This is a genomic window from Dysgonomonas sp. GY75, assembly GCF_015234155.1.
Lineage (GTDB): Bacteria > Bacteroidota > Bacteroidia > Bacteroidales > Dysgonomonadaceae > Dysgonomonas > Dysgonomonas gadei.
Map to the genome: position 1 here is coordinate 1 of NZ_JADCLQ010000012.1, position 24967 is coordinate 24967.

A 24967-nucleotide genomic window follows, 5' to 3' on the forward strand; every position below is an offset into this window, starting at 1 on the left:
AGAAGCCAAAAAGCAAGTCTTTAACTGATAGTCAAAAAGAAGAAAACAGAAAAATATCAAGTTTTCGTATTCTTGTTGAACATGCCATCGGTAGTGTCAAAAAATGTCGTATTGTCAAAGAACGATTCAGATGTCGCAAGTTTGGTTTTGACGATTTAGTCATGCTTATTGCTTGCGGTCTGCATAATTTCAGAATTTCAATTTCACTGATTGTGAAACATATATAACTTTATTGAATATAATGTCTATTTATCTATATCTAAAGTTCAAATTGATATAGTTCTTTGACATATTTATATAATTATCTATTATTTAAAAAAAACATGCAATATCAGATACGATTGAGATTAACCGCATTAAAATTTAATTAAAATACATAAACTGTTCGTTTTTTTATATATATTCGCAAAACACACAAAATTATATGGAGTTCAGAGACCATACACAAACGAGGCGGACCCGAAAAGCCATATGAGTAGGAACTTAACGTAACAAACAGAATTATATGGAGTGGTTTTTAAAAGTTGTAAAAGGACATTATGCAGATTTTAACGGAAGAGCAAGACGCAAAGAGTATTGGATGTTTGCTTTGGTAGCAACAATCCCAATTATAGTCCTTTATATTCTTGGAATAATCTTTGCATTTATTTCCGGCATCTTAAGTGCCATTATTTTTATTGTTATAGGATTGTTTGCCTTAGCAATAGCAATTCCGGGTTTAGCAGTCGGCATCAGACGCATGCATGATGTAGGTAAAAGCGGCTGGTATCTGCTTATCCCAGTTTACAGCTTTATATTAGCTATCACCGAAGGAGAAAAAGGAGACAATCAATATGGTCCCGATCCTAAAGCAGGTGAGCGTTAATTGTATATATAAGTACATAAAAAATGAGCCGGATTTTATTTTGGCTCATTTTTTATCATTTATCTTATTATCCCTTATTTACCGATACTTAGTACGCTGATTTGCCTGATATTCTGTAAATCGCTATAATCATATTGATACAAACCGTTTTCAGCAATCATCATCAATGTATTGCCATGCGGTATTACATCGTATCCGTTCATGCCTTTATGGTGAGCCAGTTGATTTGACATCAACTTCTGAGGGTCGTCCGATTTATAAACTTTCAGACCGTCATCACAAAGGAATAATGTACCATTATCTATTCCCAAACCCTTAGGGCCGGTCATTGTATAAGATACTATCTGTTTTGGCATTTTCACATCACTTACATCTACTATAAACAATTCATTTGCATTTTGTCCGCACATATTTCCCGAATGAATGGTGACATAGGCCAGATCATTTTCCACAACCACAGGGTCACAACCATAGACATGTTGCAAAGATGATTGATAATCGGGCTTTAGAGGATCTTTTACCGAATATATCAACATTCCGGTAGGTGTACCCATAAACAGGTTATCCTTGTAACTGAAGATTGTTTCTACATTTCCTCCAATATAAATATTATCTGCAGCTTTTACAGGTTTCTCCCCGGACAGGTTAAATATACTCATGCTGTTATTAATTACAGTATATAGGTAGCCCTGGTATAATCCGAAGCGGGACATGGAACCATTCAAACCGCTTGCACTGTTACCACTGCTACTGCTATTTTCCATAGATGCATAATCATAGTACCAACCCGGATTCCGTTTAACAGTTTCGGTTCTTTCTACCAGCGTCCAGCCTACTATGATATCTTTATTATCATTGTTTGGATAGCACATTGCATAGTCATATCCAAACTGGAAATCTTCCATTGGAGGTAAAGCTTTTTCAAAGACATTTTCTAACCGACCTTTGAGTTCCGGTTGTGCAGGATTGCTTATATCAAACCATACAAGGTCTATATAGGAATCTGCATAGAGCATATTGTTACGGATGCTCAGGTCTGCATTTCCCATAAGTTCTATGTAACCCACATTTTTGGGAGCAGAAGGAAAGCGGTTGTCAATGATGTGGATACCTTTGTCCGGCTCAGATATATAGAGATAATTCTCATAGAAGCAGATTTTGCCTTTTTGCGAAATCTCTTGAGGTGTGACAGATACCTTTACGGAATTGCGAAAAGCGGTGGCATTCATAAATACCGGTTCGTGGATTTTGTAGGTGATGGTTTCAGTATTGTCATTGTCGCTACAGCTATACAATACACAGAATGTGCTAATGTATAATAAATACAATAGTTTTCTCATTGTTTAAAGATTTAAGTTATTAAAATTTCCGTGTTGCTTTTAAAACTTGTATCTGAGTCCGGCACCAAGACCAAATACTGAAGGTTTTTCTGTTCTAATGCTAATTGGTTGTTTATTATCAAAATAGTAAGAGAATCGAGGTTCGAAATATATACTCCAGTCATTATAGAACATATAGGATGCACCCAATGATGCATTCAATGACCATTGCAGCCCACTTATACTACCCTTGTCATGAACAACAGCAGCACTATTATTCTTGTCATATATATCTTCTGTATATTTGTAGGTTAATCCTTTTTCCACCATACCTCCGGCAGACAGGTAGATATTCCAGTTTGAACTGTTCCACAAATACAGGACTACATTGACAGGAATACCCAGATAATGCAATTCCTGACGGGCTTCTAGCGATTTAATCGCTTTCTTCTGGAATTTTGATGACAAGTAGGTATATGTCAATCCGGTTTCAATACCGATATACCTGTTAATATCCTTGCGAACATTCACGCCGAATGACAGCGGCAAAGAGTGATCTATTTCTGAAAAATCATTAACATTCAATTCTCTATTTAACAAGGACGGAGCCGCATCAGAGAATGATTCTGAAACGTTTGCCGACGTAGCATAGTCATACATAAGACCCTTATGCATATTTCCGTTGGATGAGGAACCTCCTCCTGATGACACCGATGCAGACATGAGCCATTTGTTGTTATTATTCTCAGCCTTTGCAATTAATAGCCTGGCAGGTTCTTTTGATGTCTTCTCTATGGGTTTCTTCTCCTGTATAGTCGGAGCACCAGAAATAGTATCAGTAATATTGACGTTATTCTCAGCCAGATTATTGTTTTCAGCAGCTACTTCCTGTACAATCTCTTCTACATGCGCCAGATTAATGGTATCGGTAATCGTTACAGGCAATGACTCGTTCAAAGTGTTGCTTTCCTCAGCTAACAGTTTCCCTTTATCTGTCTTGCCGGAGATAGATACCGGATATCTTTTAGCTTGTAGTTGTAATACATCGTTGTTAGTTGTGCTAGTAACTGTGGCTGTTTGTTTCTCCGGTTTTGATATTCTAATATCAGTAGCATTGAAATTATTTATTCCTGCTACCGGATTGAAAGGGGGCTCGTCATTTTTGGGTATAGAGAGTAGTAAAATCACGATGACAGCTATTGCTGCAACAGAGCCCCCAATCCACCAGACAGACTTCCTCTGTTTGGGCTTCATCTGAAGCTCAATCTCGTCCCAGCAGCCTGCTTCTACAGGCATCCGGTAATCTTCCAGTTTTTGCCTTATCAGTCTGCTGAACTCGTCAGGTTGTTCGTTATGGTTTTTCTTGTCTGGCATTTTCATGCATTAATAGAGATTCCACTTTATTTTGTAAAACTTTTCGCGCCCTGATAAATTGAGAACGCGAGGTACTTTCTTTGATATTCAGCATATTTGCTATTTCGCTATGTGTGTATCCTTCTATAGCAAAAAGGTTGAAAACTGTCCGGTAACCTTCCGGTAATGCAGCTACACATGCCATCAACTCATCTGCCGAAATCTGATCCAAAGCCGAAACATCAACATTTTCCATCGCTTCATTGTAATCGTCGATGCTTACACTTAGTTTCAGAGCGTCGTTTCGCCGGAGATATTCGAGTGCTGTAGTTACAAAAACCCGGCGCATCCAACCGCCTAGCGAACCTGTTTCGGAATAGGTGTCTATTTTGGTAAATACCTTGATAAACCCATCCTGAAGTATATCTTTAGCCGTCTCCCTATCGTTAGTATAGCGCATGCAAACTCCCATCATGACCGGTGCATGCAACTCGTATAATTGCTTACGAGCCCATGATTCGCCACGTTTACATCCCGCTATTAATAACTGTTCGTTCATCGGCTAACTATACTCTCTACTTACATTGATGCAATATTATTTCCAAAAGTTGCATTTATATAAAAATAAAGGATTTTTTTGTCGGACATTTTATAACTTGTAGTTTAACAGGTTATAAAAGTACGATAATTTTTATAATGCATAATAAAAAAACTCCCTGAGGGAGCTTTCTGTTAACTGGGGAAAATCTTTTCGATTCTTTATATTCTCTATTCTTTTATCTTTCGCAGCCTCATCACTATCTTCTCCGGATCGTCTTTATCCATAACAATAAGAATGTTGTCTTTCAGTACAAATTTACACTCCCGATGTTTTCCGTAGCTATCTGTTATTATTACGCTGTCTCCTTTAATGGTGTAGATACCTATGCACTGGCTTCTGACAGAGCCTTCGCTTGTCCGCACATCCATGTATACGGTATCATATTCGAAACGGAGTTCCGGTGACACAATGGTATCATCAGGCATTTTGATAGATGTCTCATCTGTACCGTCTATCTCCATTGCCCATCTTCCTATGATGGCATTTCGTTCACCACAAGCCATCAAGGCAAAAATACACAGACAACAAAATACTAATTTTTTCATTATTTTTTCTTTCAGAGAAAAGCAGTGCAATATATAAAAATATCCGCTATCTTATGATATTTTTTCTTAGATTTGTATAGTATCTAATCTACATATCATGAGAGCGAAAAATACCATTTTATTACTTGTGTTCTTATTATCAAGCATATATATGTGCGTCTGTCAGAAGATGTTTTTGGATGTTGAATAATTAAATCACCGGATATGAAAAAGCTATTGTTTCTTATATTGTCAATAACGATGTTCGTCTCTGTACTGGGGCAGGAGGGACATAAGTTGAATATAGATATAGATGCATCTTTTAATCTCAACTATGCATTTGATAGCAAAGACGGGATTAAAGACCCTGCCGCTCTTGGGGCGAGTTTCGGTTACGAATATGATGTGAATATGTTCTTTGGCATAGAAGCCGGATTCAGAGCCGGAGGTTTTAATCAGGGTATCCGTTATTATGATCCTAATATAGGGGTTGATGGTTTTGATAATCCTTACAGCTATACCGAAACATCCTATAAAGGAACGTATTGGGCTCCATATATAGCTCCAAAACTTTATCTTCCGATAGCATATGACGATAAAAAAGACAGGGCTAAATATATTTTTATTGAAAACAGGTTTTCATATACCCGTATCAATCTGAATAAAGCAAAAGGAATGGATGCCGCTGCGCATAAATACCGCCTGGTATACGAAATAAGGTTAGGATATCAGTTTCCGATAGATGACAGATGGGCTATGAGTTGCTGGCTGGGATATAACACATTTGATTTTTCGAAAGTGAAGCCGGAAGTTATTGAATACAAAAACGCAACACCTATACAGATAGGGATAGGTTTTAATTACATTATCAAACAATAGAGGTTAGCAGCTCAGATATTCACATTATCATGTAATTGGAGCAATTAAGTTTAATTAGGAGTCGGGAGACATGAATATTCCGTTTTTTTGATTATCTATACATAGTCAAAGCAGATAAGTAAGCATAAATAGGATAAGAAAACTCGGATTTATTATAATAATGTTATCTTTGCCGCATTTTAAACCCAAAATATTGTAGATGACCAAGACAGCAATTATAATAGGAAGTTCTGGACTCACAGGCTCACAACTACTGAAAGCATTACTAACCAGTAATGTATATGAGAAAGTTATCAGTTTTGTGCGTAAGGGATCGAAAATATCACATCCTAAGCTGATACAGCATGTTGTAGATTTTGATAATCCTGAATCATATCAGGATTTGATAGAGGGGAATGATATGTTTTGCTGTATGGGCACAACAATAAAGAAGGCCGGAACCGAAGAGGCTTTTGAAAAAGTAGACCTGCATTATCCTGTCCAATTCGCTAAAGCCGCAGTGAATAGAGGGATAAAACAATATTCGATTATTTCTTCGATTGGTGCAAATGCCAAATCCAACAATTTCTATTTGCGGACAAAAGGCAGGTGTGAAGAGGAATTAAGAAAACTGCCATTCCAATCTATTTCAATATTCCGTCCGTCGTTGCTATTAGGCAACAGAAAAGAATTCAGACTTGGGGAAAAACTGGGTGAATATGCCATGAAGATATTTGGAGTTTTCTTTGTTGGCAAACTGAAAAGATATAAACCGGTAGACGTAAAGAAAGTGGCATATGCCATGTACAATATTGCACAAAAAAACACAGTAGGCTATCACATTTACGAATCTGAAGAGATTGCCGAAATATATGTAGAGAGCCATAGATAAAAGTAACGTTATTCCCCCACTGTGGAAATAATTGTGAAAACTTAGCCGAATAAAATTTAAACAAGGTCCAATAGTTATTTTTATATAACTACTTTCCTATTCATTATTAATTCATTATCTTTATGGGGTACTTAATTTCTTGTTACCATGGAAGATAAAGACATGAAGGTCGAAATAAGACAGGAAGAAGCATGTGACTTTCCGGCGGTTTACGATATCAATCTAAAAGCATTCAACAGAAAAGAAGAGGCACGGTTGGCAGACCGTTTACGCCTGAGTGACGGATTTATACCCGAACTATCGCTTGTCGCGATAGTCGAGAATAAGATTGTGGGGCATATTATGTTTACTAAAATCAGTATTGTAGACGAGGGCAGATCTCAGGATAGTCTGGCGCTTGCCCCCATGGCAGTTAGCCCCGGCCTGCAACGTAAAGGTGTCGGCCAGCAACTGATCCGCTACGGATTGGACAAGGCGCGTGAACTTGGGTATAAATCTGTTGTCGTTTTGGGGCACACCGAGTATTATCCGCGTTTTGGCTTTGTACCTACCAGCAAATGGGGAATAAAGCCTCCGTTCAATGTTCCGTCCAATGTATTTATGGCAAAAGAGTTAATTGACGGTGGTTTGTCGGATATTAAAGGTACGGTAAAGTATGCCAGAGAATTTGGAGAACTGTAAAAATCTATAGTTCTTTCTCTATTATTTTTCTCAACTTATCGGGAGTCAATATTTCATTTGTAAAGAATTTCCCGTTGATAAAAACACAGTAGCTTGTCACCGGGGCCAAGTGGTTTTGCGCCATTTCTTTTGTCGTGATCTGGTGTAACCGCACCGGATAGTCAGAGGCTAAAATAACAGGTTCTAATAATTTTGTATATGGTATGGTGAACGGGCATTGAGCCGTATAAAAGATATCGATACCTTTTATGTCCTGTCCCATCCCTAACCGTACGGAATCTTTAAAACGGGGCAGGGAAGCTGACTTGTCGAAGCGCTTTACTGCCAGTTCGAAGAAAGGAGGACAACTATCGCTTATTTCATATCCATGGCGCATCATAAACGCCTTGTCGGAAAGGAATGGCTTTTTCTTTTCACCTACAATCAATACTAAGCCTTTACATCCGTCTTTGAGTGCATCGGCTTCACATTCGGCGAGTAATTGTTTACCATAGCCCTTCCCTTTAAACGAACCAGATACCCAGAAACAGTTAATGTATAAGTATCCGTCTGCTATTATTGGCACCCATGCATTTTCTGCGGGCAAATATTCTATAAATACTTTACCCCGGGCATCGAGTTTCTTAAACTTCAAACCTTCCTGCATACGGCAACTAAGCCATTCTTTTTTAGCGGCAACACCAGTTTCGGTTGATTTGCTGCTTATCGAACAGCAGATATGTTCGGTCGCGATATTTTCGGGAGATAGTGTAATTATATCCATCTTATACTAAGTAACTGTTTAAATTTTAAAATAACGTTAATTGCTGTTCTTTTTGCGGTTTGTAAAACTGCATCTGAGACGGGATTCCCACCCGGTTTCTTTCGTATGTAAATTCATTAAGGAGTGAGTAATAATTGCTGTTGTGACAGATATATTGTTCTCCGAAAGTCTTTTCATACAAGCCTCGTATCCCCGGAAAATCCTTGTCAAATCTGTTATACAGGTAGTCACGTGAGCCTTTTCGCAATGTTACGCCAAGCATAGGGATAATATAAGATGCTCCGGCGTCTTTGGCTTTTTGTATTATTGTTTTTACATTCTCTTTTGTATCATTGATGAAGGGCAGTAAGGGCATAAGGGTAATGCCCGTATATATTCCTTTCTCTGCCAGAAATTCGATAGCTTTGAATCTGTCGGATGATGATGGGGCATTGGGTTCCAACTTTTTTGCCAGAGCGTCATCGGATGTCGTTATTGTAATGCTTACAGCAGCGTATATTTTACTTATATCCTGCAAAATATCATAATCGCGTGTTACCAGATCGCTTTTGGTGATAACATGAACGGGGAACCTGTAATTGGAAATTATTTCCATTGCTTTCCGTGTTATATTCTGTTTAGCCTCTACAGGCATATAGGGATCGTTCATAGACCCTGTACCGATAGTTCCCTTTGTGCGTTTGCTTTTCAATTCCCCGGAGAGTAATCCGAGAGCATTCTTTTTCACAGAAATCCGTGCTATATTGCCTACTCTATAGCATTCACTGCGGGTATCACAATAGATACAACCGTGCTGACACCCCCTATACAGATTCATGTTGTAGGTGAGTCCGAACATCGGGTCGCTTCCCTGTAATTTCGACAGGATGCTTTTGGCTTCGGTATATTGTATGGCATTCACTGTACGGAATTTTGTTGTTTATAGCGTTTCGATACAGGGACATATATCTCCGTAAGAATGTCTTCTTCCTTCACATGGTCGGGATTATTGAGATATCTTTCGAATGAGCCACCGCCCCTCAATTTATAACCACTTTGAGGTAGCCATATCATATAGATATTATAGTACATATCCAACAATTTATTGTAAGAGCCTTTAAGAGTAAAAACAGCATATAAGCCTCCGCTTAAATGCTGTACTCCAAAAGCGCCTGAGGGTTTTACCTCTTCTCCTACCGTAAAGCAGGCGTAGAAACGGCAATTTTCCGGAGGGGTTATCGTGGGATTATCAAAACTGAGTCCGATAAATTCTGTCGAATGATTCAACAGATTGTTCTTCTTTCCGAATTGCCCCAGTTTTTTCCATGCGATACGATACGATTCGGGAAAGCCGTACGAATCTATAATACGAATGTAAACCAGCTTCTTGGGTTCGACTTCCCTCATATCTACCGATAATTGTATAACTTTTCGTTCACCTCTTCCGAAGAAATTGAAAGGGTCTCTGTCTTGTGCCCGGAAAGCTGAAGGTGATATGCCGAAATGCTTTTTGAAGGCCTTAGATAATGCATGTTTTGTTCCATAGCCTGTTTTGGCGGCTATTTCGTCGAGACTGCAATGGGTCATTTGTAAGCATTCGGCAATGTACTCGAGACGGATACGTTTGATGTAGCCCCTGATATTTTCTCCGATGGTAGTTTTGAATATCCGGTGAAAATGATATCCGGATATGTTGGCTATCTCCGATAGTTGTTTTATATCAGGGGTTTCGAATAAATGACGGTTGATATAATCTATCACCCGGTTTACAGCTTTATCGTACCCGTTTTGAGTCGTCTCCTTCATTCTTTTATGCAGATGCCCAGCGCTTTAATGTTGGGAAATACTCTTTCATTTGGGAAACAGCCTGCTCTTTCGTTAGTTTTTGCTCCGTGTCTTTGTTAAAATCGTCCAGATATTGCACACAATGCTCTATCATTTCGTCCATTGTGATATCTTCGGTGAACTCACCGTTTTTGAAACAATAAGTGCAGTATTCGTCATTCTTGCTTTGATCTGCATTCGTTCCGAAATCTTCACTCGCATTCAGTGGCATTCCACAGCTTTGGCAAAATTTTTGGTTCATAATGTTCTGTTTTAATGGTTAATAATCTTAATGCAAATAAAAGGATTTATATGGTATGTCAGGTTATCCATTCTTGCTAAATTAGTATATCTTCTGCCTGAAGGTTAATTAAAGTTAAGCAAGGGTGTTTCAATTAATCCTTTTTGCCGTTATTATATCAAAGATACAAAGAGATGAAATTCAGTATTCACCTTTTAATATTTAAAGTTATGAAAAAGTTTTTATTGGCATTTGCGTTATTCATAGGTGTTACATCATTTTATAGCACAGTTGAAGCCCAAAATATAAATATAAGTATCAATATAGGCCGTCAACCGGCATGGGGTCCCGTAGGATATGATTACGTGGGATATTATTATTTCCCTGATATAGACTGTTACTATGATGTAAATGTGGGGTTATTCTATTATTTTGACAGAGGACGGTGGATTTCGGCACGTTACTTACCATACGGATACCGTAACTATGACTTATACGGGCTGTATAAAGTGGTGCTGAACGTACGTGATCCGTGGAGATATCATCATATTCACTACCGGGACTATGCCCGTTACAGAGGCCACCGTAACCAGATAGTGATTCGGGACAGCCGTGACCATCGTTATCATGATAGCCGCAACAATAGAGTGACTTGGTATTCCGACAATAGAAAAGACCATAAATACAATAGCGGTCGTCCTAATAATAGTTATAATAATAACCGCAAGGATGGTTACGACAATAACCGTAATAAGGACAAGAATTACAACAATAGCCAAAGGAAGAATAACAACAAGCGTTCCGAATATGGCAGCCGGGATAACCGCTCCAACAGGAATGACAATGTAAAGAGCCGCCCGTCTACAAGCCGTGGTGATAACCGCAACAGTAAGGCCACGCAGTCTTCTTCGGGTAGAAGCGACTTAAGAATGGTGTCGAATACAGGCTCGGAAAGAAGTAACAAGAGGTAATTAAATATAGGTTTAGGTGAATGGTTTTTGAATGAAAGTGACAGGTGTATATCTATCAGGATATACACCTTAATCTTTATAAAATTGAAATGCTTATTATATCTTTGCATATATAAATACAATTAACACAAACCACAATAATGAGAAAATATCTATTGGTCATAGCCCTTTTTCTCAGCTTTACGCAGCTGATAAAATCACAGGACAGTCTATTTGTACAATCTTTCCGGAAAGAAAATATTGTAGGCAGGTGGGTTGAGGCAGAGCGTACAGAAGGAGAGAAGACAAAACCTGCCGGAGAATTTCCCGATACATATATATTCCGCGATAATATGGTGTTTCACAAAGGTGAAGCCGCAGAAGGAGTCATAGTATTCAATATAACCGGAAAATATGAGATGGAAGGTGATTTTATAACCATCTACTATAATAATTACCTGCTGAATAAGGCAAACAGGCTGAAACCAAAGAAAATTCAGTTTAAAATACTCTCTGTTTCCGACGATGAGATGTATGTTATGGTAAAAGATTATGATTACGAATATACAATGCTATTGAACAAGCAGTCTCAATGATGCAATATATTAAGTATTCCATCGTTGATGTCTATGTAAAGCTGTTAAAAATAGAGGCTTAAGTATTTCAATAATATAAAAAAACTATAGACAGACTAATCTTGTAGCAGAATTATATATCTTTGTACTCTAACAATACACAATGGTCCATTACTACAAAACGATGAAAAAAAACTTCTACATTCTGTTTTTCTCTATACTGGGACTATCCGGTTGCGTCAATAATAATGATGAGCCCGATCCGATTGTAATACCACCTCCCGAACCTCCGGTAAGTGCGACAGCAGATGATCTGATAGGCCTTTGGGAAACATATTATTACCAGAAGGATATAATTTATATTTATCCCTCGGGCGAACAGCAGATATTTCCCGGTTTAAGGCTTATCGAGTATGATGGTTTCAGAACAGAATTTTATATTGATTCGAAAGATAATGAATACAAATTTAAGAGTTATAATGTCATCGATCAAGTAATCGATGAGGGAACATATTCGGCGAGTAGTGATACTGTTCATTTTAATTTCACTTATCTGGCCGGTCAGCCGAAAGATACTACAACGAAGCAGATCATCCGCCGATTAGACCCGTCTAAAGGGATATTTAAAACAGAAGATATTTATCCGGGAACTATCGGGAATACGGGTATGAAATTTAAAGTAACAGACATGAAAGCCAATCGTAATGTTGCGATTGCCCCTACATATACAGACGCGCTGCCGTCGAAAGTGATGGTTGACTCCCGTTTCGATGAATTGTCAAAAGCTCCGTGGGATATCACCGGATGCGCCTATTATTACAATAGTTTGTATCAACCCGATGAGACGAAGATAATGGAAGATGCCCTGTTGAAGACCAAGACTTCGTATCGATTTTACAAAAATGAGCAGGGAAAGAAATATTGTATCATCAGTTCTCTTAATCCGAAAACAAATGAAATAGAAGATAGTGATCCCTACCCCGTCGTAATAGTGGATGATGTCATTTATTTATTTTACACAGAAGCAGAAACCGGCGAAACGAAAGATATTTATATGTGGGTGACAGATTGGAAAACGAAAAACGGATCACTTACTTTTATAGATAAGAAAAACGAAAGGCTTGGGAATGATATATCTGTGATAATAACAACAGATCAATATCTTGTTCAGCGGAAAGAGTAAAAAATATATTAAAGATAGGACGGAGCAATAATAGCGGTATTATTGCTCTGCTTTTTTATATACCCATTTGTTATCGGAAAGCGAAAGTACCAGCGAATCTTTTGACAGGGCATCGATATCCAGGCTTCGGAAGGGGGTATCGTCTTTATATAAATTCAATTCGTAATTGTGTATTGTAAATCTGAAGGTTAAGGTGTCTTCCCAGTCTGACATATGCTGAGTGCATTTGTCACCCTCGAAAATCAGGTATGTACGTTCTTTATTATAATCAACATTTATGCTGTCGTAGATAGCTCTGTTTACATCTGTTAATATCCATTTTCCCTGTATCAGTGAAGTATTTACCTTATCTGCATTGTAGGGGGTACAACCGCAAAAAAGGTATCCTGTAAGGAATAAAGTGATAATGTAAACGTATTTGATCATAAATAATAAGTATCAGTCACAAATTAACGAATAAATTCTTATTATATACGCTAATCTGCGTTTGAATTAATAATCACAGGAACAAAGTGCGTACAAATTAAACGCTCAGTTCTTCTCTACTACACTCAATCACAGATTGCTTGTGTTCCTTTTGGGCAATATCAAAAGGAAGGGCATGGCAGAGATAGGCTAAGAACTAATATATAATGCGAATCAGTAGTTGAGATTTAATGTTCTATTTTTTCTAACGCGCCTGCCGGCTTGTTTTTCTTAACTTTTTCTTGATAAAAAGTTACAAAAATCAAGGCTGCATCCCTTTGGCGACCCAAAACCGCAGCTGCGGTGGGGCAAAATAATACGGAATCATCTCTAGCCGGATTATCAGCCGTGTACAGCAGCTACCCTATTTTGCCCTACACCTCCGCTTTACGGATTGGGTGCCCCGCCTGCGGGACGAGGCCGTTACCGCGATGCGGCGACAGGACAGAGGCTCTTCATGCTTTAGCCCCACGTGCGTCAGCCCTTGCGCATTAGTGACGCAGGCGGGGTACCCAATCCGTTGCAGGCGGCGTAGAATCAAACGGGGCGATAGCCCGTGTGTTTGATTCAGACGGCAAAACGGTTTTGGGTCGCCGAGGAGCGGAGCGCTAGCCTTTTGGTTCGTTTTGGGCAATGCCAAAATGAATATTTAAGCGGAACGAAGTGAAGCAGAAAAAAATAGAACAATTTTATTCTACAATAATTGCTTTAACTACTGATTGGCATATATAACTAAGGAATTGCGTAGAAAAGAACTGAACGTTGAAACTCAACAACAGATTCACATAAGTAATATTTGCCAGTAAAACACGTGTCGGAATACAATAGAAAAGTAGCAGCTAAATAATCTTTCCCTATTTATAATATCTCGTTAACCAAGGAGATAAAAGACCTTGCAAATTTTAAATTAAGGCTTATACATATAAAAGTCGCAAAAAGGTCTGCGACCATATCCAAGTATTTCGTACATTTGTCTCTCAATTTAATATTTAACAGATGTCGTTTTCAGGAGTAATTTTCGATTTTAACGGGACATTGTTTTGGGATACCAAATTGCATAACAAAGCATGGGATATTTTCCTGACAAAGCAAGACTTATATCTTTCCGATGATGATAAATTTTCCAAAATGCATGGAAAAAATAACCGCGATATATTTATCTCTATCTTTGGAGGGCAACTTTCCGACCAGCAGATAATCGATTATACAATGGAAAAAGAGTTGCTTTATCAGGAATTATGCTTAAATACAGACATGCAGCTGGCTCCCGGAGTCACCGGTTTTCTCGATTTCCTGAAAGATGAGAATATTCCTTTTACAATAGCGACGGCATCAGGTAAAGAAAATCTTGATTTTTACTTCGAGCATCTGCCACTCTCCAGCTGGTTCGAGTATGATAAGGTAGTTTACAATAATGGTAAGATAAAAGGCAAGCCCGATCCACAGATATACCAGACAGCATTGTCTGTAATAAATAAAAAGCCCGGAGAAGTAATTATCTTCGAAGATGCAGTAGCCGGTTTGCAGGCTGCAAGAAATGCCGGAGCCGGAAAAATTATCGTGGTCGATTCCAATGATGACGACTATACTGATTGGGCGGATTGCCAGATTATCAAAAGTTTCGATGAAGTGGACAGGACACAATTTAAGCGTTGATGAAGAAAATACACACCGATATATGTCCTGTTTGCGGAAGTATAGAACTGGTTCCGTATCTATCCTGTAAAGATTATCTGACAACACAGGAAATATTTGATATTTGCCAGTGTAAATCATGTGGTTTTGCGCTTACACAAGATTTTCCTGCCGAAAATGAGATTGGCCCTTATTACGACGCTCCGGAATACATTTCCCATTCCGACACACATAGAGGTATTATAAATACCTTGTACCATTTGGCAAGGAAGATGGCATTGAAATCCAAATCGAAAATAGTGAGCCGCTATGCTTCTAAAAAAACGGGAATGCTGCTTGATATCGGTTCGGGCACAGGCTATTTTCTGAATAAGATGAAAGAAGAAAAATGGATCGTTACAGGCATTGAAAAATCTGAATCTGCACGCAAGTATGCAAAACAGAAATTTGATATTGATTGCCAATGTTCCGAGTATCTTTATAACGTATGTGAAAAAACAAAGGATGTCATAACTATGTGGCATGTACTTGAACATATGGAACATCTGAACCATGTGATGGGACATCTTTCGGCTATATTGAAAAATGACGGAACAGTTATTATCGCATTGCCTAATAAAAGCTCACTCGACGCCGTTCATTATAAAGAATACTGGGCAGCTTATGACGTACCCCGTCACTTATGGCATTTTTCTCTTCCCGATTTTGAGCGTCTGGCAGAGAAGCACCACTTCGAAGTGATAGATGTGAAGCCAATGTACTTCGATGCCTTTTATATTTCCATGCTTAGCGAGAAAAACAAAGGTACTTTAATGGCTACTATAGTAGGGTTAGCAAAAGGCGGAATATTCTTCCTGCGTACACTGGCCGATAAGGAGAAAAGCAGCTCGCTGATTTATATACTCAAGAAAAACAAAAAATAATAAAATAGGATGATAAAAAAGGAACAATCATTAGTTGGGAAAATATTGCCGCATATTATTGCTATTATAGCTTTTTTGGCAATAACGATGATTTATTTCAGCCCGTTGATGGAAGGAAAGATATTGTCTCAGAACGATGTGATGCACTATACCGGAGGATCGCAGGAATTACGAGAATATTATAATAATGAAGGAGAATCTTCTCCCTGGACAGGAGCTATGTTTTCGGGTATGCCTGCCTACCAGATAGGTATATGGGGTGGTAGCCCCAATTTTCTCGATTATATAGAATATCCGTTGAAGGCCTTGGGTGGAAGCTCAGCCGGGCCTGTTTTTGCCGGTATGCTGATGGCTTATATATTATTCTGCCTGATGGGTTTCAAGCCCGGATTCTCCATACTTGGGGCAATCGCCTATTCGCTGTCATCCTATAATATCGTTATACTCGAAGCCGGACATGTGACCAAAGCGTGGGCACTCGCTTATATGCCACTGATTGTGGCGGGGATAATGGTGCTGTTCCGGAAGAAAATACTTCTCGGCGGTTTTCTAGTCGCTTTAGGTTTGGCCTTACAAATTAAAAGCAATCACTTGCAGATAACTTATTATACAGGAATCCTTTGTGCTATTCTGTTTATCGCGTTTGCCGTGCAGATGATTTCGGAGAAAGATATAAAATCCTTGCTTAAAGCATCAGGAGCGATGGCTGTCGCGCTGGTACTCGCTGCTTTGTGTAATATGGGGAGTATCTATGCCAATATGGAAATGGCAAGGGAAAGTACACGGGGAAAATCGGAGCTTACCGCAGCTGCGGCTTCTGCCGGAGAAAAACAATCGACGGGGCTCGACAAAGATTATGTCTTTGCCTGGAGTTACGGGAAAGCAGAGACTTTCACCCTGATGATACCGAATATACATGGAGGTGTATCCGGCGGTACATTGGACCAGTCTTCGAATTTGTATAAAGAAATGGTGAAACAGGGAGCACAGGTAGACCCTAAAGGAGTACAGGCGTATACATACTGGGGTGCTCAGCCATTTACTCAAGGCTCTGTTTATTTCGGGGCGATTATATGTTTCCTTTTTGTATTGGGGATGATCGTTATCCGTAGTAAAGTAAAGTGGGGACTGCTGATTGCGACCATATTCTTTATTTTTCTTGCATGGGGTAAGAATATGGAGTGGTTCAACGATCTGTTTTTCTACCACTTCCCCCTGTATAGCAAGTTCAGGGCGGTATCTACAGCCTTAGTTATCCCGGCGCTCACGATGGTGATAATTGCCGTATGGGGACTGAAAGAGTTCTTTACGGCAGATATAGATAAAGAAAAACTGAAAAAGGCACTTTATATCTCTCTCGGCATAATAGGTGGATTGTGCCTGTTCTTTTGGATTGCACCGGGCTTCTTCTTCAATTTTATGGCTGAAGCCGATGCCGCTTGGCGCACGCAGGTTCCTGATTGGTATTACAATGCCTTGCTTGCCGACCGTAAAGATCTGTTATCGTCCGACGCGCTGCGTTCATTGATATTTGTATTGCTGGCAGGTGCAGTGCTGTTTTTCTCACTCCGGACCAAAATGGAAAAACAAAAACTGGCATTATATGGTTCTATAGCTATTATATTGTTGGTATTGGTTGATCTTTGGGGTGTAGACAAGCGTTATCTGAATGACTCTAAATTTGTAAATAAGAATACATACGAAACTCAAAGTTTCCCACAAGCGACAGTTGATAAGATTATCCTGCAAGATAAATATCCATCGTACAGGGTATTGAATCTTGCAAATACATTCGAAGATGCAAATACGTCTTATTATCACAAATCTATAGGTGGCTATCATGCTGCCAAATTGAAGCGTTATCAGGAGTTGATAGACCACCGTTTGTTTAACGAAGTCGGATTTATACGGCAAAAAGCGAATACGTTATTGCAGCAGGAAGTCGCTAAACTTCAACAAGGGCAGGGAAGTCCCGAGACTATCAATCAGGCTATGCAAGATAGTATTTCTCCGATGTTCGGAGCCACTACAGCTTTGAATATGCTGAATGCCAAATATGTGATTTACCATCCGGAACTGGCACCGATAGTGAATCCGTATGCTTTGGGTGAAGCATGGTTTGTTCCGACTTATAAGTTTGTGAATAATGCCGATGAAGAAATTGCGGCTGTTAATACCCTTAACCCGCTTGAAATGGCGGTTGTAGATAAACGCTTCGAACAGGAGTTGTCGGGGCTGAATATCGTTACGGATTCGACAGCCACAATTAAAATGACAGAATACAAGCCGAATATACTTAAATATAAGTCGAAAGCCGTAACAGAGCAACTAGCCGTATTATCGGAGGTTTATTTCTCTGACGGCTGGCAGGCATATATTGATGGAAAGGAAGCGCCGCATTTTCGTGCCGACTGGACACTGAGGGCAATGCGTGTTCCTGCGGGCGAGCATGAAATTGTATTCAAGTTCGAACCTAAAGACTATTATCTGAGCCGCACAGTTGCTACCGCTTCATCCGCTGCCCTGGTATTGTTACTGATCGGTATGGTAGTAGTGCCTTTTGTCAGGAAAAAACAAGAATAAAACAAGATGAAATTTTCCGTCATATTTTGTACTTACAATAGGGAAAAATATATCTACAATGCCATGAAAAGCATTGCCGAACAGGATTTTCCATGCTCGGACTATGAGATAGTGCTTATAAATAATAACAGTACAGATAGTACGGAAAGTATCTGCAACCGATTCAGGGAGGATTATCCACAGGTCGGATTCCGCTATTTTATCGAGACAAATCAGGGGTTGTCGTATGCCCGCAACAGAGGTGTGAAGGAGAGCAGGGGGGATATTCTTGTCTTTGTGGACGACGACGCAACTGTATTTGAATTATATTTATCCTCAATAAATAACTTTTTTGATACCTATCCGGAGGTGAATGCCTGCGGAGGCCCTATTGTCCCCATCTATGAGGTGGAAAAACCAAAATGGCTATCCCATTATACCGAGCAGCTTCTTGGAGGTGCACTGTATGAAGGAAATAAAGTGAAACCGTTCAGGAACGGAAAATATCCCGGAGGAGGAAATTCTGCATTCAGAAAAGAAGTCTTTGAAAAATACGGGCTTTTTAATGTCGAACTCGGACGGAAAGGCACAGGGCTGATAGGGGCGGAAGAAAAAGACCTTTACGATAGGTTTACACGTGGTAATGAGCAATTCTATTATCTGCCTCAGATGGGTATTCATCACTATATACCCGAAAAGAAACTGACTATAGCACATTTCAAAGAGTTGACATATTCCATAGGAAAAAGCGAGCGGATTCGCACAAAAGGTGTCTCTCCGAAGGCATATAGGAACAGGGTATTGGCGGAATGCAAGAAATGGATGGCATCTCTTGTCCTGTTTGCCGGATACACATTGGCGCTTTCTCCGGGCAAGGGTTGGAAATTGATGCAATTCAGATGGTATGTAAGTAAGGGGCTGATGGTTCAGTAAATTGAACCATCGTTACCATATGATATAATCGTGTGGTAGTAGGGAATTATTTGAAAATTGAAAAAGGTTTTGTTTGTAGGGTAAGTGTTGGTTCACTGCTTTTTGCTAAATTCTACAAAATTTATAGCAGGTAAGTATATAGATCCATAACCCGCATTTAGTGCCAAAATAGAGACGAAACTCCTTAGAAAAGGATAAGCAATAGCGGGTGAATTAATATTAGCAAAATCAGAATTTATGAATTCATCATCTACATTATCACTAGTCATAAATTCAGCAATATATTCAATGTTAAGATCAAATTTAGAAGAATCAGTAACCTTAATATTGAAAGTTATTACAAACTCTTTTAAGCTATTGGTGTCGTATGAGGCATTGTATTTAAGATCGAAAACCCTTTTAGTCTTTTGCTTATTGTTTCTCTTCTTAAGAGAAACTGAAGACGCGTATGTATCTTTTAGGGAAATATGCATAATTTAAGCAGCCAATTCATAATTAGAATTCTTTTCATCTTTGAATACATCAATTGTTTCTGTAGATTTGAATAAATTATCATTTAAATCTGCATAAAATTCATCGTTGTATTCAATATCTTCTAAATCAATACCAAATTCCTTGCATTCATTAAGTATTGATTCTCCGGTAGCTTCTTTTAAAAAAGCCTCTATTTTTTGTCGTAATATTTCATTCATATGCTACCTTCTTTAATTATTTCTATCTTATTAACGTCTATGTATAGCTTTGGGTTCACGAGTGACACGATGGTGCAGTTATCTATTCTTGATTCAATTCTCAATTTTCTAGAAATTCCCAATTTGATATAATCATTCTTTATAAATAGTTGGATTCCTAATTTATGATGAATATATTCCCATATTTGAAAGTCATTCATCTTTTTACCCAACCTTAATGTTTCATTCTCTAATAAAAGCCTTATTTCATTGCAAAATTTAGCTGCTGCTTCAATTCTTAGATCAAAAATATGTTCATCCATTACCTCAAAGGGAACCCGCAGCACGGAATATTCTTTGTACTTATATCCTTTTATTCTTTTGTCGTATGCGTTATCCTTCCCCCAGTGTTCAGCCAATACTTCTATTGGTTGAGAATTTATTCCATCTATAAAGAAATATACTCCTTTTCCACACCAGTGATGGTGTCCCTTACTCGGTTGAAAATTATTTCTTTTTATACTATCTATATTTTCTTTATTAGTTCCATGCGTTCCTAAGAAATTCATATTTAGATAGTAGTTGATGAATTAATTTTATTATTAATCGCAAAAGTAGTTAAATTTATTTTGAAAAAACAATTAAACGTATTAATAAATATTATAAACGTTTTTGAGAATCATTCAATAAAGTGATTTAAACGTTTCTCAAAGAGAAGGATGTCTTTGTTATGGCCGCTGGCACGGACATCTTATACGTGTCATGCTCGTAGAGCAAACCTTCGCTTCGTAATACACAGACGGGATATCAGCACGAACTTCAAATTTATCAAAAAAACTTTATCTATATAAGAAACTAATTATTAACATTAATATTTAAGTATCTTATGAAGTATAAAGAAAAAATTGCAACAGAGATTATCCGGATGATAGAGCAGGACTTGTGCAGCATATCAGAAATCTGCAAATCATTTAAAATCAGCCGTAAGACATTTTACGAATGGAAAAAGGTAAAGCCTGAATTCGGAGAAGCGGTAGAAGAGGCCATCGACCACCGCGAAGATGTGATGATAGCCTCGGCACGGATAGGACTGAAACAATTACTGGAAGGGTATGTACAGAAAAAAGAGAAGATCACCTATGTTCCCGATAAGAACGATCCTGTAAACGATGTGGAGAAATGTCGTGTGGTGGAAAAGAAATTCTGCCCGCCGAGTATCCGTGCTATAAAGTACGTACTTGACCGGGAGGAAAGGAAGAAAGACAAAGACCGGTTACTGGCATCGGAGCGCCGTCCGCTGGTCATCGAAGTACAGGATGAGGAAACCAGGCGCCAACTGATGATATTGCAGGAGAACGGCTTCCGTCCGGGCGGTTCGCTCAATGCGGAGGTAGTGGCGGCCGTGGACAAGAAACTGGAGGAAGAACTAAAAGTGAAAAGTGAAGAATTAAAAGTGAAAAATGGGCAAGAGCAAACTGAACAAGGGTAAGTTATAGAACAGATGACTGTCGCTCAACCATCCGCCGCTCCGGTGGAGAAGCCCAAGGTGAATCTTTATCCGTTTCTGCCGCCGGGATATACATCGAGAACGGATTGAGGGAGTAGTAAGTAATGAGTAATAAGTAATAAGTAATAAGTTAAAAGTTATATGAGATACGGGTAGACAAGACACGAGATACAAGTTGCTAACTGTAAAGTCTCTTGTGCGATAGCTTGTGCTAACGGCTAATAGCTATTGGCTAAAAGCTGAAATATATGTTACCTTTGTTACTTTTTATTTAAACCCAGAGTAAAAGGAGTAGCACGGAGTTTTTTTATAAACAGGATACTCCGCTCTGCTCAACACGATAAGCTAAATGTTAATTTTTCATTCTTAATTATTAATTGTTTTCTGTGTTACCTTTGTTACCTTTTAGCAATAAATTGCAAACGCAGGTTAAAATAAAAAGTATCCGGACTATCCGGCATTGGTTGGCTGGCAAATATAATAAGACAATGTATAAAGACTAATGTATTAAGTTATAAACTTAGTCTGTATAAACCACATCAAATAACACAAAGATAAAAAAACGGTGAAAAAATAGAATAAAGTTGTTAAAGACCCAATTTAACGTTAAAAAAAAGTCTTTCTGTTTATCTTTGCATAAAAAAATATTAAATATATGTGCGGAATAGTAGGTTATATTGGTTTTCGGGAAGCCTATCCAATTTTAATTAAGGGATTACACAGGCTTGAATACAGAGGTTACGATAGTGCGGGAGTTGCCATCATCAACGAAGAAAATAAACTATCGGTATATAAAGCCAAAGGACGGGTACAAGACCTTGAAGAATACGCCCGCGACAAAGACACAACAGGCACAATCGGTATTGCACACACACGTTGGGCTACACATGGTGAACCCAGTAATGCCAATGCACACCCCCACTACTCCCAATCGGAATCACTGGCCCTTATCCATAACGGGATCATCGAAAATTATGCTGTTCTAAAAGCCGAACTGATAAATAACGGATATTCATTCCATAGCAGCACCGATACTGAAGTATTGGTGCAATTGATCGAATATATAAAACAGATAAATCACTGTGACCTCTTCTCTGCCGTACAGATTGCGCTAAATCAGATAGTTGGAGCTTATGCTATCGCTGTAATAGAAAAAGGAAATCCCGACCAGATCATCGCCGCCCGTAAAAGCAGTCCCCTGGTAATAGGAATAGGTGAAGGAGAATTCTTTATAGGTTCCGATGCATCACCGATTATCGAATTTACAAAGAAAGTTGTATATCTCGACGATGAAGAAATAGCCATTATCAAAAGGGACGAAGAACCCAAAATAGTCACGATATCGAATATCGAGCATACTCCGAAAGTTAAAGAATTGGAAATGAACCTCAGCCAGCTGGAAAGAGGAGGTTATCCACACTTTATGCTGAAAGAAATATTCGAACAACCCGAAACATTAAAAAGCTGCATGAGTGGACGTATCAATGTCGAAGGTACACACGTGACTCTGTCGGGTATTATAGACCATAAAGAGAGATTCGTTAATGCGCGGCGCATTATAATAATAGCATGTGGTACATCCTGGCATGCAGGATTGATAGGCGAATATCTGTTCGAAGAATTTTGCCGTATTCCGGTGGAAGTGGAATATGCATCGGAATTCAGATACCGTAATCCGGTAATCTGCCCCGATGATATTGTTATAGCTATTTCGCAATCGGGAGAAACCGCCGATTCACTTGCAGCTATCGATCTGGCCCGTAAGGCTGGTGCATTTGTTTATGGGGTTTGCAATGTGGTAGGCTCTTCCATTCCCCGCAATACCGACTCCGGTTCATATACACATTGCGGGCACGAAATCGGGGTTGCTTCCACAAAGGCATTTACAGCACAAGTTACCGTCCTGACAATGATGGCGCTTGCTATTGCTAAGGAGAAAGGAACTATACCGGACAGTAAATATCTGAAAGTAATAAAAGAACTTCAAAGTATTCCGGCAAAGATAGAACGTGTTCTTACGTTGAACGATAAGATAAAAGAACTCTCGTTAATCTTCACCTACGCACAGAACTTTATCTATTTAGGCCGCGGTTACAATTACCCGATTGCCTTGGAGGGAGCTTTAAAGTTGAAGGAAATATCATATATCCACGCCGAAGGTTATCCTGCGGCTGAAATGAAGCATGGCCCTATTGCTTTAATTGATAACGAAATGCCGATAGTAACAATTGCCACGCATAGTGCTATCTACGAAAAAGTAGTCAGCAATATACAAGAAATAAAAGCCCGTAAAGGCCGTGTCATAGCCATCATCAATGAAGGTGACGAAACAATGAAAGCATTGGCTGATCATTATATCGAGATCCCGGCTACAGAAGAGTGCCTTGATCCGCTATTAACTTCGATCCCACTGCAATTACTTGCATATCATATAGCTGTGAATAAAAACAGAGATGTGGATATGCCGCGCAATCTTGCAAAATCTGTTACTGTAGAGTGATTGTTTTGATATATTATAATTATATTTATCGATATATATTATCAGCCAGAGGCATTTTGCAAAATATTTCTATCTTTGCATAAAACTTTACATAGAAAAACGAAATTAATATGAAAATCAGATTCTTCCTTTTCACACTGACCTGCTTTTTCATCCTCAGCGTGAGTATGGTTGCACAAAGCACTAGTCTGGCTGCCGGCACAAAAATAACGATGTTCGACGATAAGAAAAAGAATATTGAAACCTTAGAAGTTGGTGATGTTGTTTTATCTTTCAATACCAAAGATAAAGTGTATGAAGAAAAGAAGGTAAAAAGCATAAACAAAAGAATGTACAGCCGGCTTGTCCGTGTGACCCTTAATAGCGGAATACAACTTACCATGACCAGCGATTGTCCGTTCCTTGCCGAAAAAGGCTGGGTATCTGTCGATCCGGAGTTGACTAAGTCAAATAAAAAATATACTGATGTAAAACGTTGTCAGATAGGTGAATTTGCTCTTTTCTACAATGTGACAAGTACAGACTATGTAGAAATCTCCGTTATACAAGGCATAATGGATCCAACCCAGACCTATATAGTAGAACTGGAAGGAGACGGAGCTATTGTAGCTAACGGTTTTCTTGTAGGACAGAATTAATAAAGAATGAAGCTTGATACAAATAATATACGAGAGCGAATAAAGAATACCTTCCTGGAGACATTGAACATCACATTCATAGAATCTGATGATCCAATGTCTCTTGAAGCGATTATGCCCGTTACCCAACAGATGACTCAAACTATGGGCATATTGCATGGCGGGGCAACCATCTCCCTTGCCGAATCGTTGGCAGGAGCAGGTTCGAATAACATATGTGCAAGTGATGAACGATGCTTTGGTATGCAGATAAGCGCAAGTCATATATCGAGTGCTAATGTAGGCGACACAGTCCGGGCAAAAGGGATAATCCAACATAAAGGACGCTCTACACACGTGTGGAATGTGGATGTATTCTCAGAAAATACAGGCCGGCTAATATCGTCTATACGTATAACAAATGCTGTTGTGAAACAGGTCGTATATTTCGGAAAAGGAAAATAGTATATCCCTTAATTTATGTAAACCAGATTAAACCTTTCACCACTTTCTATGTTCTAATAGGAAAACAAACTACTAAAAGGA

Annotated in this window: 26 protein-coding genes and 2 pseudogenes; 16 read left to right on the forward strand and 12 right to left on the reverse strand. The window is 38.9% G+C overall.

From position 1 onward, the window contains the following. On the forward strand, nucleotides 1-227 hold a 227-nt coding region (locus IR083_RS05285; protein WP_242052372.1), incomplete at its 5' end, for a transposase family protein. 278 nt (nucleotides 228-505) lie between these two features. After that, nucleotides 506-865 carry a DUF805 domain-containing protein gene (locus IR083_RS05290; protein WP_006800533.1) on the forward strand — a complete coding sequence of 120 codons (360 nt, stop codon included), beginning with the start codon at nucleotides 506-508 and terminating at the stop codon, nucleotides 863-865. Nucleotides 866-939: 74 nt separating this feature from the next. On the opposite strand, the gene IR083_RS05295 is transcribed toward IR083_RS05290, so the two are convergent. The 4 genes from IR083_RS05295 to IR083_RS05310 all read right to left on the reverse strand — a co-directional run bounded on the left by IR083_RS05295 (nucleotide 940) and on the right by IR083_RS05310 (nucleotide 4683). Beyond that, on the reverse strand, nucleotides 940-2205 hold the full coding sequence (locus tag IR083_RS05295) for an LVIVD repeat-containing protein (protein ID WP_194223540.1): 1266 nt from the start codon (nucleotides 2203-2205) through the stop codon (nucleotides 940-942). A gap of 39 nt (nucleotides 2206-2244) precedes the next feature. Continuing rightward, complete coding sequence (locus IR083_RS05300; RefSeq protein ID WP_194223541.1) at nucleotides 2245-3558, reverse strand: outer membrane beta-barrel protein; 1314 nt, start codon at nucleotides 3556-3558, stop codon at nucleotides 2245-2247. Continuing rightward, a complete protein-coding gene (locus IR083_RS05305) occupies nucleotides 3536-4096 on the reverse strand; it encodes an RNA polymerase sigma factor (protein ID WP_006800536.1) in 561 nt (186 codons plus the stop codon). Before IR083_RS05305 ends, IR083_RS05300 begins: the two co-directional genes overlap by 23 nt. Nucleotides 4097-4305: 209 nt before the next feature. Continuing rightward, nucleotides 4306-4683 (reverse strand): hypothetical protein, encoded by a 378-nt coding sequence (locus IR083_RS05310; RefSeq protein WP_006800537.1) that lies wholly within the window; start codon nucleotides 4681-4683, stop codon nucleotides 4306-4308. 204 nt (nucleotides 4684-4887) lie between these two features. On the opposite strand from IR083_RS05310, the gene IR083_RS05315 reads away from it, so the two are divergent. From IR083_RS05315 to IR083_RS05325, 3 genes are all read left to right on the forward strand, one after another. Further along, nucleotides 4888-5541, forward strand: a complete 654-nt coding sequence (locus tag IR083_RS05315) for a hypothetical protein (RefSeq protein ID WP_006800538.1) — start codon at nucleotides 4888-4890, stop codon at nucleotides 5539-5541. A 199-nt stretch (nucleotides 5542-5740) separates the two neighbouring features. Then, nucleotides 5741-6412: an oxidoreductase gene (locus tag IR083_RS05320; protein WP_194223542.1), complete on the forward strand. Its 672-nt coding sequence runs from the start codon at nucleotides 5741-5743 to the stop codon at nucleotides 6410-6412. Between the two features lie 147 nt (nucleotides 6413-6559). Next, nucleotides 6560-7093, forward strand: coding sequence for a GNAT family N-acetyltransferase (locus IR083_RS05325; protein ID WP_006800540.1), 534 nt, complete (start codon nucleotides 6560-6562; stop codon nucleotides 7091-7093). Nucleotides 7094-7097: 4 nt separating this feature from the next. On the opposite strand, the gene IR083_RS05330 is transcribed toward IR083_RS05325, so the two are convergent. The 4 genes and pseudogenes from IR083_RS05330 to IR083_RS05345 form a co-directional block, all read right to left on the reverse strand. After that, nucleotides 7098-7856 carry a GNAT family N-acetyltransferase gene (locus IR083_RS05330; RefSeq protein WP_194223543.1) on the reverse strand — a complete coding sequence of 253 codons (759 nt, stop codon included), beginning with the start codon at nucleotides 7854-7856 and terminating at the stop codon, nucleotides 7098-7100. A gap of 25 nt (nucleotides 7857-7881) precedes the next feature. Then, nucleotides 7882-8757, reverse strand: coding sequence for an SPL family radical SAM protein (locus IR083_RS05335; RefSeq protein ID WP_194223544.1), 876 nt, complete (start codon nucleotides 8755-8757; stop codon nucleotides 7882-7884). Further along, nucleotides 8754-9641, reverse strand: a complete 888-nt coding sequence (locus tag IR083_RS05340; protein WP_194223545.1) for a GyrI-like domain-containing protein — start codon at nucleotides 9639-9641, stop codon at nucleotides 8754-8756. The genes IR083_RS05335 and IR083_RS05340 overlap by 4 nt, the downstream gene beginning before the upstream one ends. A gap of 4 nt (nucleotides 9642-9645) precedes the next feature. Beyond that, nucleotides 9646-9930: pseudogene (locus IR083_RS05345) on the reverse strand (zinc ribbon domain-containing protein); the annotation flags it as partial. A 200-nt stretch (nucleotides 9931-10130) separates the two neighbouring features. Between IR083_RS05345 and IR083_RS05350 the strand changes: the two are divergent. The 3 genes from IR083_RS05350 to IR083_RS05360 all read left to right on the forward strand — a co-directional run bounded on the left by IR083_RS05350 (nucleotide 10131) and on the right by IR083_RS05360 (nucleotide 12608). Beyond that, nucleotides 10131-10871: a hypothetical protein gene (locus IR083_RS05350; RefSeq protein WP_194223547.1), complete on the forward strand. Its 741-nt coding sequence runs from the start codon at nucleotides 10131-10133 to the stop codon at nucleotides 10869-10871. A gap of 140 nt (nucleotides 10872-11011) precedes the next feature. Then, entirely contained in the window at nucleotides 11012-11446 is a 435-nt protein-coding gene (locus IR083_RS05355; protein ID WP_006800546.1) for a hypothetical protein, read from the forward strand. Between the two features lie 163 nt (nucleotides 11447-11609). Continuing rightward, on the forward strand, nucleotides 11610-12608 hold the full coding sequence (locus IR083_RS05360) for a hypothetical protein (RefSeq protein WP_194223548.1): 999 nt from the start codon (nucleotides 11610-11612) through the stop codon (nucleotides 12606-12608). Nucleotides 12609-12647: 39 nt separating this feature from the next. Here IR083_RS05360 and IR083_RS05365 read toward each other — a convergent pair whose 3' ends face one another. Then, on the reverse strand, nucleotides 12648-13034 hold the full coding sequence (locus IR083_RS05365; protein WP_194223549.1) for a hypothetical protein: 387 nt from the start codon (nucleotides 13032-13034) through the stop codon (nucleotides 12648-12650). Between the two features lie 1035 nt (nucleotides 13035-14069). Between IR083_RS05365 and IR083_RS05370 the strand changes: the two genes are divergently transcribed. The 4 genes from IR083_RS05370 to IR083_RS05385 are packed head-to-tail and all read left to right on the forward strand — an operon-like array spanning nucleotide 14070 to nucleotide 19126. Beyond that, the gene (locus IR083_RS05370; RefSeq protein ID WP_194223550.1) at nucleotides 14070-14729 is read left to right on the forward strand and encodes an HAD family hydrolase; all 660 of its coding nucleotides are present in this window, start codon (nucleotides 14070-14072) and stop codon (nucleotides 14727-14729) included. Next, nucleotides 14729-15631 carry a class I SAM-dependent methyltransferase gene (locus IR083_RS05375; RefSeq protein WP_194223551.1) on the forward strand — a complete coding sequence of 301 codons (903 nt, stop codon included), beginning with the start codon at nucleotides 14729-14731 and terminating at the stop codon, nucleotides 15629-15631. The genes IR083_RS05370 and IR083_RS05375 overlap by 1 nt, the downstream gene beginning before the upstream one ends. 9 nt (nucleotides 15632-15640) lie before the next feature. Continuing rightward, on the forward strand, nucleotides 15641-18214 hold the full coding sequence (locus IR083_RS05380; RefSeq protein ID WP_194223552.1) for a hypothetical protein: 2574 nt from the start codon (nucleotides 15641-15643) through the stop codon (nucleotides 18212-18214). Nucleotides 18215-18220: 6 nt separating this feature from the next. Then, the gene (locus tag IR083_RS05385) at nucleotides 18221-19126 is read left to right on the forward strand and encodes a glycosyltransferase family 2 protein (RefSeq protein ID WP_194223553.1); all 906 of its coding nucleotides are present in this window, start codon (nucleotides 18221-18223) and stop codon (nucleotides 19124-19126) included. 92 nt (nucleotides 19127-19218) lie between these two features. Here the strand turns inward: IR083_RS05385 and IR083_RS05390 are convergent, their stop codons facing one another. Genes IR083_RS05390 through IR083_RS05400 form a run of 3 tightly spaced genes read right to left on the reverse strand, consistent with a single transcriptional unit; the run spans nucleotide 19219 to nucleotide 20366 of the window. After that, the gene (locus tag IR083_RS05390) at nucleotides 19219-19599 is read right to left on the reverse strand and encodes a protein-export chaperone SecB (RefSeq protein WP_194223554.1); all 381 of its coding nucleotides are present in this window, start codon (nucleotides 19597-19599) and stop codon (nucleotides 19219-19221) included. A gap of 3 nt (nucleotides 19600-19602) precedes the next feature. Next, entirely contained in the window at nucleotides 19603-19818 is a 216-nt protein-coding gene (locus tag IR083_RS05395; protein ID WP_194223555.1) for a hypothetical protein, read from the reverse strand. After that, entirely contained in the window at nucleotides 19815-20366 is a 552-nt protein-coding gene (locus IR083_RS05400) for a hypothetical protein (protein WP_194223556.1), read from the reverse strand. The genes IR083_RS05395 and IR083_RS05400 overlap by 4 nt, the downstream gene beginning before the upstream one ends. Before the next feature lie 317 nt (nucleotides 20367-20683). On the opposite strand from IR083_RS05400, the pseudogene IR083_RS05405 reads away from it, so the two are divergent. From IR083_RS05405 to IR083_RS05420, 4 genes and pseudogenes are all read left to right on the forward strand, one after another. Continuing rightward, nucleotides 20684-21394: pseudogene (locus IR083_RS05405) on the forward strand (helix-turn-helix domain-containing protein). A gap of 565 nt (nucleotides 21395-21959) precedes the next feature. Further along, on the forward strand, nucleotides 21960-23804 hold the full coding sequence (glmS, locus tag IR083_RS05410) for a glutamine--fructose-6-phosphate transaminase (isomerizing) (RefSeq protein ID WP_194223557.1): 1845 nt from the start codon (nucleotides 21960-21962) through the stop codon (nucleotides 23802-23804). A gap of 110 nt (nucleotides 23805-23914) precedes the next feature. Further along, complete coding sequence (locus IR083_RS05415; protein ID WP_194223558.1) at nucleotides 23915-24442, forward strand: Hint domain-containing protein; 528 nt, start codon at nucleotides 23915-23917, stop codon at nucleotides 24440-24442. 6 nt (nucleotides 24443-24448) lie between these two features. Continuing rightward, nucleotides 24449-24886, forward strand: coding sequence for a PaaI family thioesterase (locus tag IR083_RS05420; protein ID WP_006800557.1), 438 nt, complete (start codon nucleotides 24449-24451; stop codon nucleotides 24884-24886). Nucleotides 24887-24967 lie beyond the last annotated feature (81 nt).

Bases quoted from the DNA above. Each gene is read 5' to 3' on its own strand.
- IR083_RS05290 (WP_006800533.1), top strand. From the start codon at position 506: ATGGAGTGGTTTTTAAAAGTTGTAAAAGGACATTATGCAGATTTTAAC.
- IR083_RS05295 (WP_194223540.1), bottom strand. From the start codon at position 2,205: ATGAGAAAACTATTGTATTTATTATACATTAGCACATTCTGTGTATTG.
- IR083_RS05300 (WP_194223541.1), bottom strand. From the start codon at position 3,558: ATGCCAGACAAGAAAAACCATAACGAACAACCTGACGAGTTCAGCAGA.
- IR083_RS05305 (WP_006800536.1), bottom strand. From the start codon at position 4,096: ATGAACGAACAGTTATTAATAGCGGGATGTAAACGTGGCGAATCATGG.
- IR083_RS05310 (WP_006800537.1), bottom strand. From the start codon at position 4,683: ATGAAAAAATTAGTATTTTGTTGTCTGTGTATTTTTGCCTTGATGGCT.
- IR083_RS05315 (WP_006800538.1), top strand. From the start codon at position 4,888: ATGAAAAAGCTATTGTTTCTTATATTGTCAATAACGATGTTCGTCTCT.
- IR083_RS05320 (WP_194223542.1), top strand. From the start codon at position 5,741: ATGACCAAGACAGCAATTATAATAGGAAGTTCTGGACTCACAGGCTCA.
- IR083_RS05325 (WP_006800540.1), top strand. From the start codon at position 6,560: ATGGAAGATAAAGACATGAAGGTCGAAATAAGACAGGAAGAAGCATGT.
- IR083_RS05330 (WP_194223543.1), bottom strand. From the start codon at position 7,856: ATGGATATAATTACACTATCTCCCGAAAATATCGCGACCGAACATATC.
- IR083_RS05340 (WP_194223545.1), bottom strand. From the start codon at position 9,641: ATGAAGGAGACGACTCAAAACGGGTACGATAAAGCTGTAAACCGGGTG.
- IR083_RS05350 (WP_194223547.1), top strand. From the start codon at position 10,131: ATGAAAAAGTTTTTATTGGCATTTGCGTTATTCATAGGTGTTACATCA.
- IR083_RS05355 (WP_006800546.1), top strand. From the start codon at position 11,012: ATGAGAAAATATCTATTGGTCATAGCCCTTTTTCTCAGCTTTACGCAG.
- IR083_RS05360 (WP_194223548.1), top strand. From the start codon at position 11,610: ATGAAAAAAAACTTCTACATTCTGTTTTTCTCTATACTGGGACTATCC.
- IR083_RS05365 (WP_194223549.1), bottom strand. From the start codon at position 13,034: ATGATCAAATACGTTTACATTATCACTTTATTCCTTACAGGATACCTT.
- IR083_RS05370 (WP_194223550.1), top strand. From the start codon at position 14,070: ATGTCGTTTTCAGGAGTAATTTTCGATTTTAACGGGACATTGTTTTGG.
- IR083_RS05375 (WP_194223551.1), top strand. From the start codon at position 14,729: ATGAAGAAAATACACACCGATATATGTCCTGTTTGCGGAAGTATAGAA.
- IR083_RS05380 (WP_194223552.1), top strand. From the start codon at position 15,641: ATGATAAAAAAGGAACAATCATTAGTTGGGAAAATATTGCCGCATATT.
- IR083_RS05385 (WP_194223553.1), top strand. From the start codon at position 18,221: ATGAAATTTTCCGTCATATTTTGTACTTACAATAGGGAAAAATATATC.
- IR083_RS05390 (WP_194223554.1), bottom strand. From the start codon at position 19,599: ATGCATATTTCCCTAAAAGATACATACGCGTCTTCAGTTTCTCTTAAG.
- IR083_RS05395 (WP_194223555.1), bottom strand. From the start codon at position 19,818: ATGAATGAAATATTACGACAAAAAATAGAGGCTTTTTTAAAAGAAGCT.
- IR083_RS05400 (WP_194223556.1), bottom strand. From the start codon at position 20,366: ATGAATTTCTTAGGAACGCATGGAACTAATAAAGAAAATATAGATAGT.
- glmS (WP_194223557.1), top strand. From the start codon at position 21,960: ATGTGCGGAATAGTAGGTTATATTGGTTTTCGGGAAGCCTATCCAATT.
- IR083_RS05415 (WP_194223558.1), top strand. From the start codon at position 23,915: ATGAAAATCAGATTCTTCCTTTTCACACTGACCTGCTTTTTCATCCTC.
- IR083_RS05420 (WP_006800557.1), top strand. From the start codon at position 24,449: ATGAAGCTTGATACAAATAATATACGAGAGCGAATAAAGAATACCTTC.